This window comes from Nocardia sp. NPDC004260 (genome assembly GCF_053603155.1).
In genome coordinates, this window is record NZ_JBSGEZ010000001.1 from 45,191 (window position 1) to 59,761 (window position 14,571).

Here is a 14,571-nt window from a genome sequence, read left to right on the forward strand (position 1 = left end):
GGGTGTCGTGTTAGAGAGCGTTTTCGGAATCCACCCCACGATCCTCCTCGAGCTCGTGACCATACCGCTTTTCACCGGCGTGATCGGCTACATCACCAACTGGACCGGCGTGCTCATGCTGTTCAAGCCGGTCGCCTTCCACGGCATTCGAGTTCCCGGTCTGCGCGCGCTGTATCCGTTCCTTCCCAAGCGAATTCAAGTTCTCCCGCTACTGAGCTACGACGGCCGGGTCGGCTGGCAGGGCATCGTCCCGTCGCGTGCGGACAAGATGGCCAGCATCGCGGTCGACAAGGGCTTGGCCAAACTCGGCAGCGTCGCGGACTTCTATCGGGAACTCGAGCCGGACAAGCTGGCCGAGCACCTCGCGAGCATCGCCGACGCGCAGATCAAGGACATCGTCGAGGACATCCTGCGCCGCGAGCATCCGCAGCTCTGGTACAACCTGCCCGCCCAGGTGCGCGACATGGTGCACGCCAGGGTGCGCCAGCAACTGCCGGAGATCCTGCGCGAGCTGACCGAGGAATTGGGCGCGAATATCGATCAGCTGCTCGATGTGAAGCAGATGGTGATCCGCTACTTCCAGGCCCGGCCGCATCTGCTCAACACGCTGTTCCAGGTGCTCGGCGCGAAGGAACTGCGTTTCATGCAGAACTTCGGTTTCTACTTCGGCGCGCCGATGGGTGTGCTGCTGGTCGTCATCCTGCATGTGACCGGCTGGTCCAGCCTGGTCGTGCTGCCGATCGGCGGCGTGATCATCGGCTGGGTGGTCAACTGGATCGGCATCAATATGATCTTCGCGCCCGCGTATCCGAAGTGGTGGGTCCCGTGGCGGCAGGGCCTGCTGATCAAACGCAAGTCCGAAATCACCGACGGATACGCGGAATTGGTTTCCAGCCAGGTGATCACCGTGGCGAATATCGGCGACGAGTTGCTCAACGGCCCCCGCTCGGACCGCACCATGCAGATGCTGGAGGACACGCTGCGCCCGGCCGCCGACCGCGCGCTCGGTCCGGCGCGTCCCGCGGTCAAGTTCGTGCTCGGCAGCCGCGAGTACGACTCGCTGCAATCGACGTTCACCAGCGAAGCCATGGCCATCGCGCCGATCGCGTTCGCCGACCCGGAATTCAACATCCGCCAGGGCAGGCAGATCAACGAATACATCGCGAGGCAGATGGCGATGTTGTCGCCGCCGGACTTCGTCGACATGCTGCGCGCGGCCATCAAGCAGGATGAATGGCTCCTTTTCGTCCATGGCGGCGTGTTGGGACTGTTCGCCGGATACGCTCATATCCTGATCTTCGGAACGGGAGTGGCGACATCATGGCTGTAGCGGGTCCGGACGACGGCGATATCCAGGCCGTCGAGCACCTCGACGCGGCGGCGGCGAATGCCGAGCCATCGCAGGAGATCGCCCGGCGGCCGGCTTCGGACATCGCGCACACCGACGAATTACCCAGACGGGTAACGGTTCCCCTCGCCACCGTGCGTGCGGCGACGGGCGTCGCGCGGGTCGCATGGACCGCGGTCACCGGGGTGACGTCCTGGAGTGTCGGCACCGCGGTCGGCGTCACCTCGACCGTCGTACGGCGCAGCATCGAGGGAGCGCCGCCGCGAGAAGTGCTGGCCGAGGCCGAGTCCGAGGTCCGTGACGCGATGCGCAAGGCGCTCGGGATGCCCGGCGCAACGGAACCGGTCACGCAGGAAGCGGTGCCGACGCTGCGTGAGCAGGGCGCCGCGCTGCTGCGATTGTCGGCCAGCCCGCATGGCGAGGATGACAACCATCCGGCCTTCGCGGGCATGCTCGCCGAGCTGACCCCGGACGAAGCGCGCATCCTGCGCTTCCTGCATCTTGACGGGCCACAGCCCTCGATCGACATCCGCACCGGCCGCCCGCGCGCGCTCGGCTCCGAACGCCTGGGCTCGATGCTCACGCTGATCGGCGAGCACTCGGGCCTGCGCTTTCCGAACCGGATCCAGCAGTACCTGACCAACCTGCGCAGGCTCGGTTTGATCGAGCACGCGCGCGAGCCGGTCGGCAATCCGAACCGGTACCAGCTGCTGGAGGCGCAGTCACCGGTGCGGGAGATGCTGAAGCGCTCCGGGTTCGGCACCAAGGTGATCTACCGCAGCGTGGTGCTCACCGACTTCGGCGCGGACTTCGTGCGCACCTGCCTGCCGGTGGTCGTGCAGGACGGACGCGCCTCGGGCCACTAGGGCCCCCAGCCGCGCAGCGCCATCTCGGCCACCCGCTCCAATTCCGCCCGGCCTGCGCCGTCGCGCGCCGCCTGGGACATGCCCTGCATCACCGTGCCGACGTAGCGGGCCAGCGTGCGCGCGTCGAGGTGGCCCGGCAGGACGCCCGCGTCGATGTCGGCCTGAATGCGCGCGGCGAACGTGTCGATGTTCCGATTGCGCATATCGCGCAGGAGATCGGCGATCTCGGCGCTGGTGGTGTTGACGCCCGCGCTGATCACCAGACAGCCGTGCGGACATTCCGGCCGGGTGTATTCCGTCGCCGCCTCCCGCAGAATCCGCCGCACCGCCGCCTCCGCGGTGTCCTCCTCGGCCAGCGCCCGCGCGACGAATCCGCCGTAGCGGTCGCCGAATTTCGCGACGACCTCGCCGAACAACGTCTTCTTGTCCCCGAACGCCGCGTACAGGCTGGGTGCGCCGATGCCCATGGCCGCGGTCAGGTCCCCGATCGAGGTGGCCTCGTACCCACGGGCCCAGAACAGCCGCATGGCCTTGTCCAGCGCCGCGTCCCGATCGAAGGATCGCGGCCGTCCTCGGGTCGTCGTGCTCATGGCGCAATTTTATAGCGATCACTAGAGAATGTGCTACTTTCTTTCTGTAGCGGTCGCTAGAGAAAGGGGCGCGCCATGGGCGCACTGACGGGCAAGACGGCACTGGTCACCGGAAGCAGCCGGGGCATCGGGCGAGCGATCGCCGAACGACTGGCGCGTGACGGCGCGCGCGTCGCGGTCCACTACCACCGCGACGAACAGGCGGCGAAGGCGACCGTCGCCGCGATCGAGGCTTCGGGCGGCGCGGCGTTCGCGATCCGCGCCGAACTGGGCGTGCCCGGCGACGCCGAGACGCTGTGGGCGGCCTTCGACGCGCACGCCGACGGGCTGGACATCCTGGTGAACAACGCGGGCACCGACGGGATCAGGGAGCCGATCGCCGGAACCGACGAGGCGGCGTTCGACCGGGTCTTCGCGATCAACGCCAAGGCCCCCTTCTTCATCACCCGCCTCGGCTTGGACCGGTTGCGCACGGGCGGGCGGATCGTCAACATCTCCACCGGACTGACCCACGGCGCATACATGCCGCAACTGATCGCCTACACCATGACCAAGGCCGCGCTGGACAGTTTCACCAGCGTGCTCGCGAAGGAGGTCGGCGCGCGCGGCATCACCGTGAACGCGGTCGGGCCGGGGATCATCGACACCGACATGAACGCGAACTGGCTGCGCAACGCCGAAGCACAGGCGTCGGTGGCGACGATGTCCCCGCTCGACCGCGTGGCGCAGGCCGACGACGTCGCCGACGTCGTCGGGTTCCTCGCCTCCGACGACGCCCGGTGGGTGACCGGGCAGTGGATCGATGCCACCGGCGGCGCGCTGCTGTAAGCGCCTTTCCCGCGCGCGAGCTACGGACCGGCATCGCCCGACTGCACCCATCAGGCGTACCTCCGCCCTCGCCGCGGCCGTGCGCGAGCTGAGGACGGACTCCGCGTCCGACTCCACCCATAGACGTACCTCCGCCCTCGCTGCGGCCGTGCGCGGACTGAGGACGGACTCCGCCCGACTGCACCCATTACGCTTGAGCACCGTGCTGTCAGTTGTGCCGAGTCCCGTCACCGTGCGGGCGCCGTCGAAGGTGAACCTCCATCTCGGAGTGGGCGACCTGCGGGCCGATGGCTACCACGACCTGACCACGGTGTTCCAAGCACTATCCCTGAGCGACGATCTGGAGATCGCGCCGTCGGCTTCGCTGGCCGTCCGGGTCACGGGTGAGGGCGCCGCGGAGGTGCCGACCGACCGGACGAATCTGGTATGGAAAGCCGCCGTCCGGCTGGCGCACCTCGGCGGCCGCGCTCCCCTGGTGGAAATCGCCATCACCAAAGGCATTCCGGTGGCAGGGGGCATGGCGGGCGGCAGCGCCGACGCCGCCGCCGCGCTGGTCGGGCTGAACGAACTGTGGGACCTGGGACTGTCCAGGGAGGAACTGAGCGCGGTGGCGGCCGAACTCGGCAGCGACGTGCCGTTCGCCCTGCACGGCGGCACCGCGCTGGGCACCGGCCGCGGCGAGCGCCTGTTGCCGGTGCTGTCCCGCAACACGTTTCACTGGGTGCTCGCGTTCGCAAAAGGTGGCTTGTCCACTCCCGCGGTGTTCGCCGAACTCGACCGGTTGCGCGAGCACGGCGAACCGCCCCGGCTCGGCGAGCCGCAGCAACTGATGCAGGCGTTGGCCTCCGGCGATGCGCGGCAGCTCGCACCCCTGCTCGGCAACGATCTCCAAGCGGCGGCGGTGTCGCTGAAGCCGGAACTGCGCCGCACGTTGCGCGCGGGCATCACCGCGGGTGCGCTGGCCGGATTGGTCTCCGGTTCCGGGCCCACCTGCGCGTTCCTCTGCGAGAGCGAGCAGTCGGCGATCTCGGTGGCCGCCGAACTCGCGGGCGCGGGCGTCTGCCGCAGCGTGCGGACCGCCAGCGGACCCGTGCCGGGCGCGCGCGTCCTCAGCGGCGACGCACCCGGTAAGCACTGACCGCCGTAGGCCGCGAACGGACGCGGTGTACAGCCCCGCTCAGGGCAGCGCGTCGGCGATTCGATCGATCTGATCGGCGTCGCGACCGTAGCAATAGAACATCACCTCGTCCGCGCCGAGATCGCCGAATTGCGCCATGGCGGTGCGGATCCGCGCGGGCGTGGTGAGCATGCCTTCGAGCATGCCTTCGGCGCGGCCGGTGAACGCGTAGTAGGCGCCCATCGACGCGCGGGCGTCCTCGATGACGTCGTCCGGACCGAGGGCGACGTTGACCTGGGCGACGATCCGCGGCGCGCCCGGCCGGCCGTGGTCGGTCCAGGAACGGCGCACGGTGTCGAACAGCCCGCCCGCCCACGACGGTGGGGCGGCGGCGAGAAATCCACTGCCCCACCGACCGACGCGTTCGAGCGCGGCGGGCTGGAAACCGCCGAACAGGATTTCGGGCCCTTCCGGGCGCAGTGGCACGGGGCCGATCGGTCCGCACTCCTCGCCGTAGGGCTCACCGGCCCACAGGCGGCGCATGAGCGCGAGTTGCTCGTCGAGGCGGCGGCCCCGGGTGCGCGGGTCGGTGCCCGAGGCGAGGTGGTCGTCGGCGCGACCGCCGACGCCGAGTCCGAGCACCAGCCGTCCCCCGGACATCCGGTCCAGCGTGGCGGCCTGTTTGGCGAGCAGCACCGGGTCGCGCAACGGCGCGAGCAGCACTTCGGTTTGCACTCGGACGCGGCTGGTCGCGCCGGCGATCGTGGCCAGCGCGATCAGCGGTTCGGGATTGTCGTAGACCAGCCGGTCGAGCAGGCCGAGCGTGCGGAACGGGCCCGCGTCGGCGCGCCGAGCCCAGTCGAGCAACGCGGCGGGATCGGAGATGGGCAGGCCGAGGCCGACGTGCATGAGAATCCTCCAGAGAGCATGCGGAATGGGAATAGTGCCGCCCGCCGACGCCTTCGGATAGGAGGCGGGCGTCCCACTCTGCGGCTGTACTTCTGGGGAGCGCCGATTCGGTTGCATGAGAACGAACAGCGTTCGGTCGCGATCAATCTAGACGAACATTGTTCGTCCCGCAAGCTCGCCGCCGTTCGCCGGGACGACAGGCGGTCCACCCAGATCGGTACGCTGGCCCGGGGCCCCAGGGCCGCGACAGGAAGGTCTGATCGGACCGCCCCCGCAAGACACGGAAGGATCCATGTCCAACCTGATCAATCTCGAACAGGTCCACAAGAGCTTCGGGATCAAGCCGCTGCTGGACAACGTCTCGCTCGGCGTGCACGCGGGCGAACGGATCGGAGTCGTCGGCCTCAACGGCGGCGGCAAGACCACCCTGCTCGAGGTGCTCACCGGCATCGAGGAACCCGACAGCGGCAGGGTCAGCAGACTCGGCGGCCTGCGCATGGCCGTGGTGACGCAGCGCGGTGTGCTGCCCGCCGGCGCGACGGTCGGATCGGTGGTGCTGGCCGGGCTGGCCGACGACGCCATGACCGACGAGGTCGCCGAACACGAATGGGCCGCCGACCCGCGCATCCGCTCGGTGATGGACGGCATCGGCATCGCCGGTCTCGGCATGGACACCCCGGTGGACAACCTCTCCGGCGGCGAGCGCCGCCGGGTCGCGCTCGCCGCCGCGCTGGTGCGCGAACTCGACCTGCTCGTGCTCGACGAGCCGACCAACCACCTGGATGTCGAGGGTGTGCAGTGGCTGGCCGCACACCTGCTCGGCCGCCGCAGCGCGCTGGTCGTGGTGACCCACGATCGCTGGTTCCTCGACACCGTCGCCACCAACACCTGGGAAGTGGTCGGCGGCAAGGTCGAGAGCTACGAGGGCGGCTACGGCGACTGGATCTTCGCCCGCGCCGAGCGCGCCCGCCAGGCCGATGCCTCCGAGGCCCGGCGGCGCAATCTGGCCCGCAAGGAACTGGCGTGGCTGCGGCGCGGCCCGCAGGCGCGCACATCCAAGCCGCGCTACCGGGTCGAGGCCGCCGAAGCCCTGATCGCCGACGTGCCGCCGCCGCGCGACAGCGTCTCGCTGGCCGCCTTCGCGCGCAAACGCCTCGGCCGCGTGGTCGTCGAGCTGGAGGACGTCACGCTCACCACGCCGGACGACCGGGAATTGGTGCGCGACCTGACCTGGCGGCTGGCGCCGGGCGAGCGCGTCGGCCTGGTCGGTGTCAACGGCTCGGGCAAGACGACGCTGCTGCGCGCCCTCGCGGGCGACACCGACACGACCTTGGCCGCGGGCAAGCGCATCCAAGGCCAGACCGTGCAGATCGGCTGGCTGCGCCAGGAGCTCGACGACCTGCCCACCGACCTGCGCGTGCTGGAGGCGGTGCAGCAGGTGGCGCAGCGAATCATGCTGGGCGACAAGGAGATCTCGGCGGGACAGCTGGCCGAGCGACTCGGTTTCACCCCCGCCCGCCAGCGCACGCCGGTCGGCGACCTGTCCGGCGGCGAGCGGCGACGCCTGCAGCTGACCCGCATCCTCATGTCCGAACCGAACGTGCTGCTGCTCGACGAGCCGACCAACGACCTGGACATCGACACCCTGCAACAGCTGGAGGACCTGCTCGACAACTGGGCCGGCACGCTGGTCGTGATCAGCCACGACCGGTACCTCATCGAACGGATCTGCGACTCGACCTGGGCGTTGTTCGGCGACGGAAAGCTCACCAACCTTCCCGGCGGCATCGAGGAGTACCTGACCAAGCGCGCGGCCCTCGCGGCGAACCAGACCCGCACCGCCACACCGGATGCCAAGCCCGCCGACGCCCCGGCCACCGATTCCGCGGCCTACCGCGCGGCCCGCAAGGAGCTGACCCGGTTGGAACGCGCCATCGACAAGCTGTCCGAGCGCGAGCAGCGCTTGCACGTCGCGCTGGCCGACGCCGCCACCGACCCGGACAAGCTGGTCAACCTGGGCGCGGAGCTCAAGCAGGTGCTCGCGGAGAAGGAAACGGCCGAAGAGCGCTGGATGGAACTGGCCGAAGGCGTGTGAGGCCCGGCCGCCCCTTGCGGCCACATACCCTGAGGGGGTATCTTTCGGATGTCGGGGGTACCCCCCGCCCGTATGAATGATATGGATGCGAAGGAGTCGGACATGCCCACCACCACCTACACCGTCACCGGGATGACCTGCGGGCACTGCGTCAGCTCCGTCAAGACCGAGATCGGCAAGATCGACGGCGTGACCGGCGTCGATGTGGATCTCGCCAGCGGCGCCGTCCGCGTCGACAGCACCGCGCAGATCGCCGACGCCGACATCGTCGCCGCCGTGGACGAAGCGGGCTACGAAGTCGCCGTCTGACCGGTCCCCACCAGTGGCTCCGCGCACCGGCCGACGCCGGCAGCGGAGCCACTGTGCTGTGCGGCGCGCTACGCCTGGGCCGCCAGCCGGACGAAGGCGGCGGTGTCGAGGGTTTCGCCGCGAGCGGTGGGAGCGATGCCGGCGGCGAGCAGACGGCGTTCGGCTTCGGCAGGCGAACCGGCCCAGGCGGCGAGCGCGGCGCGCAGCGTTTTGCGCCGCTGCGCGAAAGCGGCGTCGACCACTTCGAAGACGCGGCGGCGATGCTCGTCGTCCATCGGCCACGGCGGCTCGGCGAAGCGGTCGATCCGGACCAGGCCCGACTCGACTCGCGGCACCGGCCAGAACACTTGCGTGCCCACCGCCCCCGCGCGCCGTACGGTCCCGAAGAAGCCCGCTTTCACGCTGGGTACGCCATAGATGCGGCCACCGGGCTCGGCGGCCAAGCGATCGGCCACCTCGGCCTGCACCATCACCAGAGCGACCGCGATGCCGGGCAGTTCGGCGAGCAGATGCAACAGCACCGGGACGGCCACGTTGTACGGGAGATTGGCTACCAGCGCGGTCGGCGCGGCGGGCAGGTCCGCCGCGGTGACGCGCAGCGCGTCCGCCTCCACCACCGACAGGCGCTCCGCGAGTTCCGGAGCCCGGTCCGCGACGGTCACCGGAAGATGGCGCGCCAGCACGGGATCGATTTCGACGGCGACCACCGAGTCCACCACGTCCAGCAGCGCGAGGGTCAGCGAGCCGAGACCGGGCCCGACCTCGAGCACCACGTCCCCGCGCCCCACCCCGGCGGCCGCGACGATCCGCCGCACCGTGTTCGCGTCGTGCACGAAGTTCTGCCCGAGCTGCTTGGTCGGCCGCACCCCGAACCGCTCGGCGAGCACCCGCACTTCGGCGGGCCCGAGCAGCGCCGCACTCCCGCGGGCGGAAATATCAGGTTCGGACACCTCGAGAATCTATCAACCGGCATACCCGGCCGGCCGCGACGTCTCCCCCGCGTCAGCTGATGCCGAGACGACCGGTGCAAGCGGGCCAGGCGCCCCACCCCTGCCGCTGCCGGGTGATCTCCGCGATGGCGATCTGTTCTTCCCTGGTGGCCAGGTCCGCGCGGGGGGCGTACCGCAGCCCGCCCTGCCGCTCCCAAGTGCCTTGGTCGAACTGCACACCGCCGAAATAGCCGTTGCCGGTGTTGATCGACCAGTTGCCGGTCGACTCGCAGCGGGCCAGCGCGTCCCAGATCGCGCCGTCGCGCACCGGGGGCACCTCGGTGCCAGGCTTGGCGCCCTTGCGGACGGTCTTCGGCTTCGCCGCCACGGTAACGGTCGAAGCGACCGGTTTACGGTCCACTTCCTGGCCGTTGACCATGGTGACCGCGAAGGTGACGTTCTGCACGCCGGGAGCGCCGGGCGACTCCACCACCGTGCGGCTCATGTTCATTTCCGGGTCTTCGATGACGTTCTCCGGCGGGTCCAGCGGCATCGTCTCGGTCTGCTGTTCGACCCGCTTGCGCGTCACGGTGACGTGCAAGCCGTTCGCCAGGGGCGTGGACGCGGCCGGTTCGACGGAGTCCTGCTCGAGCAGCGGGATGCCGGTGACCTCGAGGAATTTGCCGACGGTGGGAGCGGCGGCGCGCACGTCCACCGGATTGCCTATGCCGTCGACCAGCGAGACCACGCGCGGAGTCGCGATGGTCAGCGTCCCGCCCTGCAGCGGGAGCCGCTCGTCGCGGGCGGGTGAGACGTACACCTCTTTCGGGATCTTCAGCTGTTCGAGCGCCTCCCCCGCGGTCACCCCGGTGGTCCAGACCTTCTGCGTCATACCGTCGACCGACAGGTCGACCTCTTTCGCGCGGTTGAGCGTGATGGTCGCGCCGTCGGCGATGTGCGCGGCCAGTGCGGGCGCCACCTTGTCCCGGTCGGTCACCGCGAAGCCCGCGGCCTTCAACACGCCGCGCACGTCACGCGACATCGTGGTCTGGAACAGCTTCTCGCCGTCCACGACGACGGTCACCGTCTTGCGGTTCACGATCGCGAGACCGGCGCCGACGATCAGCGTCAGCAGCAGTGCGCCGACCGCGATGTACAGCAGCGGCGAACGCGACTGGTTGATCCGCATGAAGGGGGACATGGTCACAGCACGATAACGAGGGGGTAGGGCGCCGACAACAGCAAGCTCCGGAACAGGGCCTTTTCAATATCACGATCGAATATCGACCCCGCAGGTAAATCACAAAACGGAACGCCGAAAGTGACATAGGACACATTTCGCATACAGCGATGCATTCCGGGCATTCGTGACGCCCTCGGGGACGCGCCCCTGGGCGGGCGTCCCGCTCAGTTCCGGTAGACGCGACGCGCGTTGGCGGTGGTGATCTCGGCCAGTTCCAGCGGATCCTGCTCGCGCACCTCGGCCAGCGCACGCACGGTGTACGGCAGGCAATACGGCTCGTTCGGCGCTCCGCGGAACGGATGCGGGGTCAGATACGGCGCGTCCGTCTCGACCAGGATCTGGTCGTCGGGCACCACCTTGGCCGCCTCGCGCAGTTCGTGCGCGTTCTTGAAGCTCACCGTCCCGGAGAAGCTCAGGATGTAGCCCTCGGCCACGCACGACAGGGCCATGTTCGTGTCCGAGGAGAAGCAGTGGAAGATCACCCGCTCCGGCGGGCCCTCGTCCAGCAGCACGGTCAGCAGGTCGTGGTCGGCCTCGCGGTTGTGGATCATCAGCGGCTTGCGCACCCGCTTGGCCAGGTCGATGTGCCAGCGGAAGCCCTCGATCTGGGTCTCGATGTCGGCGCAGCCGTCCAGCTTGCCCGGCCAGTAGTAGTCCAGTCCGGTCTCGCCGACAGCGACCACCCTCGGGTCGTCGGCCAGGCGCTCCAGCTCGGCCTTCGCCTCGTCGTCGAGCGCGTTCGCCCTGGTCGGATGCAGCGCGACGGCGGCGAACACCCGATCGTCCCAGTGCGCGGCCCGCACCGCCCACCGCGCGGCGTCCAGATCGTCGGCGACGGTGACCACCCGGCCGACCCCGACCGAGGCGGCGCGGTCGACGATCGCGACGGTCGACGCCGCGTCGGTCGCGCCGCAGGCGTCCAGGTGGGTGTGCGCGTCCACGATCGGTGAAAGCGGCTCGGGCAGCTCCGGCGCGGAACGCTTCGCGCTCATCGGCGGCCACCCCGCGACGCGGACGCGGGGACCCGCGAATCGGCGAGGGGCATATTCACGCGAGCGGAAGAATGCACGCGCATTACAGTAGACACACCATGAGCGAAGTCGAGCGTCCCGCCTTCTACATCACCACGGCCATCGCCTATCCGAACGGCGCGCCGCATATCGGGCATGCGTACGAGTACATCTCGGCCGACGCCATCGCCCGCTTCAAGCGCCTCGACGGCTATGACGTCTTCTTCATGACCGGCACCGACGAGCACGGCCAGAAGATGCAGCAGGCCGCGGCCGCCGAGGGCATCCCGGTGGAAGAGCTCGCGGCCCGCAACTCCGACGTGTTCGAGGCGCTGGACAAGACGCTCGACATCTCCTTCGACCGGTTCATCCGCACCACCGACGCCGACCACCAGGCCGCCAGCGTCGCCATCTGGGAGCGGATGCTGGCCAACGGCGACATCTACCTCGGCAACTACTCCGGCTGGTACTCGGTGCGGGACGAGGCGTTCTACACCGACGAGGAGACCACGGTGCTGGAGGACGGCACCCGCATCTCCACCGACTCCAAGACGCCGGTCACCTGGACCGAGGAGTCGAACTACTTCTTCCGGCTGTCGGCCTACCAGGACAAGTTGCTGGCGCTCTACGACGAGCATCCGGAATTCATCGCGCCGGCGACCCGGCGCAACGAGATCGTCAGCTACGTCAAGGCGGGTCTGAAGGACCTGTCCATCTCGCGCACCACCTTCGACTGGGGCGTGCCGGTGCCCGACCATCCCGACCACGTCATGTACGTGTGGGTGGACGCGCTCACCAACTACCTCACCGGCGTCGGCTTCCCGGACACCTCCTCCGCCGCCTTCGGCAAGTATTGGCCCGCCGACGTGCACATCATCGGCAAGGACATCACACGCTTCCACACGGTGTACTGGCCCGCGTTCCTGCTCTCGGCCGGAGTGGAGCTGCCGAAACGCGTGTTCGTGCACGGGTTCCTGTACAACAAGGGCGAGAAGATGTCCAAGTCGGTCGGCAATGTGGTCGACCCGCTGGAGCTGGTCGACAACTACGGTTTGGACGCGGTGCGGTTCTTCCTGCTGCGTGAGATCTCCTACGGCCAGGACGGCAGCTACAGCCACGAGGCCATCGTGAGCCGGATCAACAGCGACCTGGCCAACGAGTTCGGCAACCTGGTGCAGCGCAGCACCAAGCTGGTCGCGCGCGACTGCGGCGGCGTGGTGCCGACGCCAGGCGACTTCACCGACGACGACCGCGCCCTGCTGGATCTGGCCGGCGGCCTGCTGGAGCGCTGCCGGGCCGAATTCGACGCCCAGCAGATGCATTTGGCGCTGGAGGCGATCTGGCTGACCCTGGGCGAGACGAACCGGTACTTCTCCGCGCAGGCGCCGTGGGCGCTGGCGAAGTCGGGCACCCCGGAGGATCTCGCTCGCGAGGCCACCGTGCTGTACGTGACGCTGGAGGTGCTGCGCATCGTCGCGATCCTGGTGCAGCCGGTGCTGCCGGGGTCGGCGAGCCGCATCCTCGACCAGCTGGGGCAGCGGAGCCGGACATTCGCGGACATCGCGACGCCGATCGAGCCAGGGTTGGCGTTGCCCGCGCCGGAACCGGTGTTCCCGAAGTACGTCGAACCGAAGGACTGACCGCCTCCGGCCTGCCGTAACGGTAAGGCGCACAACACTTTCGCGGTGTTCCACGGCGACATGCCCACGGGTGGATCCACCTGCCTTCCCGCCGTGGAATGCGTTGTCGGATAATGAAACACCGGTTCGCGGCCTGGCGACGCCCCGGACCGTGTGCGATCGGTACGACGACGTTCCGTTCGGAATCGGTTCCGGCACAGAGAGGGCACACATGGGCCAGCAGCACGCGACGGCATCCGTTCACCGGTCCGGTTTCGCCGAGCGGCATCGGGCGGCACGCGAAGCCGTGCTCACGTCGCAGCGCGGCAGGCTGGTCGAGGCGATGGTGGAGTCCGTCGACAACAAGGGATACCCGGCCACCACCCTCACCGACATCGTTGCCAGGGCCCGGGTTTCGCGGACGACCTTCTACGACCACTTCGCGAACAAAGAGGAGTGCTTCGCCGAGGCGGTGCACACCGGCGTCGACATCATGGCGACCCGGATCGTGGACGAACTCGCCCAGCTGCCGCCGGACGCCGACGCCTACGCGAAGATCGAGTCCATCGTGGTCACCTTCTGCCGGACCGTCGCCACCGAGCCGGATTTCGCCCGATTGGTGCTCGTGGAGTCGTTCAAGGTGAATCAGGAGGCCGTCGGCTACCGCGACTTGGCCGTCGACCGCTTCGCCCAGCTGTACCGGGTGTTCTACGACCAGGCGCGGGCGGCGGACCCGACGCTCCCCGAACTGTCCGACGGGCTGATCGCCCTGATCCCGGACGCGATCGGCGAGCGCACACGGCGGGTCATCGTCTCGGACGGCCCCGCGAGCGTGCCGGATCTGGCGCCGCTGTTCGTCCAGTTCGTCATGAGCGCCCTGGGGCTTCCGGTTCCCTCCTGAAGGCGTCGCGACCGTCACCGGGATGGTGTCTTCGCGCCACCCGCGATGTCACTTCCAGCGGTCGAGCAGGGTATTGATCTCCTTGGTCAGCGCGGCCTGCAGGAACGGGCCGAAGGTGATCCGCGCGACGCCCTGGTCGGCGAGGGCGGCCTTCGCGGCCTGATCGGGGAGGACGGTCGCGCTGATCGGCAGCGGCAGTTCGCCGGTCAGGCGGCGCATGTCGGCGTCGGCGTGGCGGCCCACCGGGAACAGCACGTCCGCACCCGCCTCGGCGGCCAGCCGCAGCCGCTCGATGGCGCGGTCCACCCGGTCGGCCTCGTCTCCGTCCTGGCGCAGCAGCAGGTCGGTGCGCGCGTTGATCACCAGGTGCACACCCGTCGCGTCGGCGGCCTTGCGCAGTCCGTGCACGAGATCGGCGTGCTCCTGGCCCGTGCGCAGGCGCTTGCCCTCGCTGTGCACGGTGTCCTCGATGTTCAGTCCGATCGCCCCTGCCTCGAGCAGGCCATCGACCAGCCGCGCGGGCTCCTGTCCGTAGCCGGACTCGATGTCGACCGACACCGGGACGTCCACCGCCGCGGTGATCTGCCGTACCCGGGTCAGCGACTCGTCGAACGTCATCCCTTCCCCGTCCGAGCGGCCGATCGAATCGGCCAGCGGATGACTGCCCACCGTCAAGGCCGGAAAGCCCGCCGCCACGGCGGCTTTCGCGGACCAGGCATCCCACACCGTCGGGAAGACGCCCGGATCACCCGGCACGTGCAGCCCGAGAAACGTCGTGGCCTTGCTCTCCAGAGAAGTCATACCGAT

The 14,571-nt window shown here is 69.1% G+C and carries 14 protein-coding genes; 8 read left to right on the top strand and 6 right to left on the bottom strand.

Translation table 11 applies throughout. The features are described 5' to 3' along the window. Positions 1-55 precede the first annotated feature (55 nt). Positions 56-1,330 (top strand): hypothetical protein, encoded by a 1,275-nt coding sequence (locus ACWEO7_RS00225; RefSeq protein ID WP_452419831.1) that lies wholly within the window; start codon positions 56-58, stop codon positions 1,328-1,330. Further along, complete coding sequence (locus ACWEO7_RS00230; protein WP_452419832.1) at positions 1,321-2,214, top strand: Abi-alpha family protein; 894 nt, start codon at positions 1,321-1,323, stop codon at positions 2,212-2,214. Before ACWEO7_RS00225 ends, ACWEO7_RS00230 begins: the two co-directional genes overlap by 10 nt. On the opposite strand, the gene ACWEO7_RS00235 is transcribed toward ACWEO7_RS00230, so the two are convergent. Then, complete coding sequence (locus ACWEO7_RS00235; protein WP_379255400.1) at positions 2,211-2,804, bottom strand: TetR/AcrR family transcriptional regulator; 594 nt, start codon at positions 2,802-2,804, stop codon at positions 2,211-2,213. The genes ACWEO7_RS00230 and ACWEO7_RS00235 overlap by 4 nt on opposite strands. Positions 2,805-2,879: 75 nt before the next feature. Here ACWEO7_RS00235 and ACWEO7_RS00240 point away from each other — a divergent pair, with 75 nt between their 5' ends. Together ACWEO7_RS00240 and ACWEO7_RS00245 are read left to right on the top strand one after the other, a co-directional pair. Beyond that, on the top strand, positions 2,880-3,632 hold the full coding sequence (locus ACWEO7_RS00240; protein WP_452419833.1) for an SDR family oxidoreductase: 753 nt from the start codon (positions 2,880-2,882) through the stop codon (positions 3,630-3,632). A gap of 202 nt (positions 3,633-3,834) precedes the next feature. Continuing rightward, positions 3,835-4,770, top strand: a complete 936-nt coding sequence (locus ACWEO7_RS00245) for a 4-(cytidine 5'-diphospho)-2-C-methyl-D-erythritol kinase (RefSeq protein WP_452419834.1) — start codon at positions 3,835-3,837, stop codon at positions 4,768-4,770. Positions 4,771-4,809: 39 nt separating this feature from the next. On the opposite strand, the gene ACWEO7_RS00250 is transcribed toward ACWEO7_RS00245, so the two are convergent. Beyond that, positions 4,810-5,658, bottom strand: a complete 849-nt coding sequence (locus tag ACWEO7_RS00250; RefSeq protein ID WP_452419835.1) for an LLM class flavin-dependent oxidoreductase — start codon at positions 5,656-5,658, stop codon at positions 4,810-4,812. Between the two features lie 292 nt (positions 5,659-5,950). Here ACWEO7_RS00250 and ACWEO7_RS00255 point away from each other — a divergent pair, with 292 nt between their 5' ends. Together ACWEO7_RS00255 and ACWEO7_RS00260 are read left to right on the top strand one after the other, a co-directional pair. Next, the gene (locus tag ACWEO7_RS00255) at positions 5,951-7,753 is read left to right on the top strand and encodes an ABC-F family ATP-binding cassette domain-containing protein (protein WP_452419836.1); all 1,803 of its coding nucleotides are present in this window, start codon (positions 5,951-5,953) and stop codon (positions 7,751-7,753) included. 102 nt (positions 7,754-7,855) lie between these two features. Next, a complete protein-coding gene (locus tag ACWEO7_RS00260) occupies positions 7,856-8,062 on the top strand; it encodes a heavy-metal-associated domain-containing protein (RefSeq protein WP_364428892.1) in 207 nt (68 codons plus the stop codon). Between the two features lie 68 nt (positions 8,063-8,130). On the opposite strand, the gene rsmA is transcribed toward ACWEO7_RS00260, so the two are convergent. The 3 genes from rsmA to ACWEO7_RS00275 form a co-directional block, all read right to left on the bottom strand. Continuing rightward, a complete protein-coding gene (gene rsmA / locus ACWEO7_RS00265; RefSeq protein ID WP_364428889.1) occupies positions 8,131-9,012 on the bottom strand; it encodes a 16S rRNA (adenine(1518)-N(6)/adenine(1519)-N(6))-dimethyltransferase RsmA in 882 nt (293 codons plus the stop codon). Between the two features lie 52 nt (positions 9,013-9,064). Next, the gene (locus ACWEO7_RS00270; protein WP_452420026.1) at positions 9,065-10,192 is read right to left on the bottom strand and encodes a transglycosylase family protein; all 1,128 of its coding nucleotides are present in this window, start codon (positions 10,190-10,192) and stop codon (positions 9,065-9,067) included. 206 nt (positions 10,193-10,398) lie between these two features. Continuing rightward, the gene (locus ACWEO7_RS00275) at positions 10,399-11,226 is read right to left on the bottom strand and encodes a TatD family hydrolase (RefSeq protein WP_452419837.1); all 828 of its coding nucleotides are present in this window, start codon (positions 11,224-11,226) and stop codon (positions 10,399-10,401) included. Between the two features lie 71 nt (positions 11,227-11,297). On the opposite strand from ACWEO7_RS00275, the gene metG reads away from it, so the two are divergent. Continuing rightward, entirely contained in the window at positions 11,298-12,884 is a 1,587-nt protein-coding gene (gene metG / locus ACWEO7_RS00280) for a methionine--tRNA ligase (RefSeq protein ID WP_452419838.1), read from the top strand. Between the two features lie 211 nt (positions 12,885-13,095). Continuing rightward, positions 13,096-13,764, top strand: coding sequence for a TetR/AcrR family transcriptional regulator (locus ACWEO7_RS00285; protein WP_452419839.1), 669 nt, complete (start codon positions 13,096-13,098; stop codon positions 13,762-13,764). A 48-nt stretch (positions 13,765-13,812) separates the two neighbouring features. Here the strand turns inward: ACWEO7_RS00285 and ACWEO7_RS00290 are convergent, their stop codons facing one another. Further along, positions 13,813-14,565: an isocitrate lyase/PEP mutase family protein gene (locus ACWEO7_RS00290; RefSeq protein ID WP_452419840.1), complete on the bottom strand. Its 753-nt coding sequence runs from the start codon at positions 14,563-14,565 to the stop codon at positions 13,813-13,815. Between the last annotated feature and the right edge of the window lie 6 nt (positions 14,566-14,571).

Bases quoted from the DNA above. Each gene is read 5' to 3' on its own strand.
- ACWEO7_RS00250 (WP_452419835.1), bottom strand. From the start codon at position 5,658: ATGCACGTCGGCCTCGGCCTGCCCATCTCCGATCCCGCCGCGTTGCTC.
- ACWEO7_RS00255 (WP_452419836.1), top strand. From the start codon at position 5,951: ATGTCCAACCTGATCAATCTCGAACAGGTCCACAAGAGCTTCGGGATC.
- ACWEO7_RS00230 (WP_452419832.1), top strand. From the start codon at position 1,321: ATGGCTGTAGCGGGTCCGGACGACGGCGATATCCAGGCCGTCGAGCAC.
- ACWEO7_RS00275 (WP_452419837.1), bottom strand. From the start codon at position 11,226: ATGAGCGCGAAGCGTTCCGCGCCGGAGCTGCCCGAGCCGCTTTCACCG.
- ACWEO7_RS00260 (WP_364428892.1), top strand. From the start codon at position 7,856: ATGCCCACCACCACCTACACCGTCACCGGGATGACCTGCGGGCACTGC.
- ACWEO7_RS00285 (WP_452419839.1), top strand. From the start codon at position 13,096: ATGGGCCAGCAGCACGCGACGGCATCCGTTCACCGGTCCGGTTTCGCC.
- ACWEO7_RS00240 (WP_452419833.1), top strand. From the start codon at position 2,880: ATGGGCGCACTGACGGGCAAGACGGCACTGGTCACCGGAAGCAGCCGG.
- metG (WP_452419838.1), top strand. From the start codon at position 11,298: ATGCACGCGCATTACAGTAGACACACCATGAGCGAAGTCGAGCGTCCC.
- ACWEO7_RS00235 (WP_379255400.1), bottom strand. From the start codon at position 2,804: ATGAGCACGACGACCCGAGGACGGCCGCGATCCTTCGATCGGGACGCG.
- ACWEO7_RS00290 (WP_452419840.1), bottom strand. From the start codon at position 14,565: ATGACTTCTCTGGAGAGCAAGGCCACGACGTTTCTCGGGCTGCACGTG.
- ACWEO7_RS00270 (WP_452420026.1), bottom strand. From the start codon at position 10,192: ATGTCCCCCTTCATGCGGATCAACCAGTCGCGTTCGCCGCTGCTGTAC.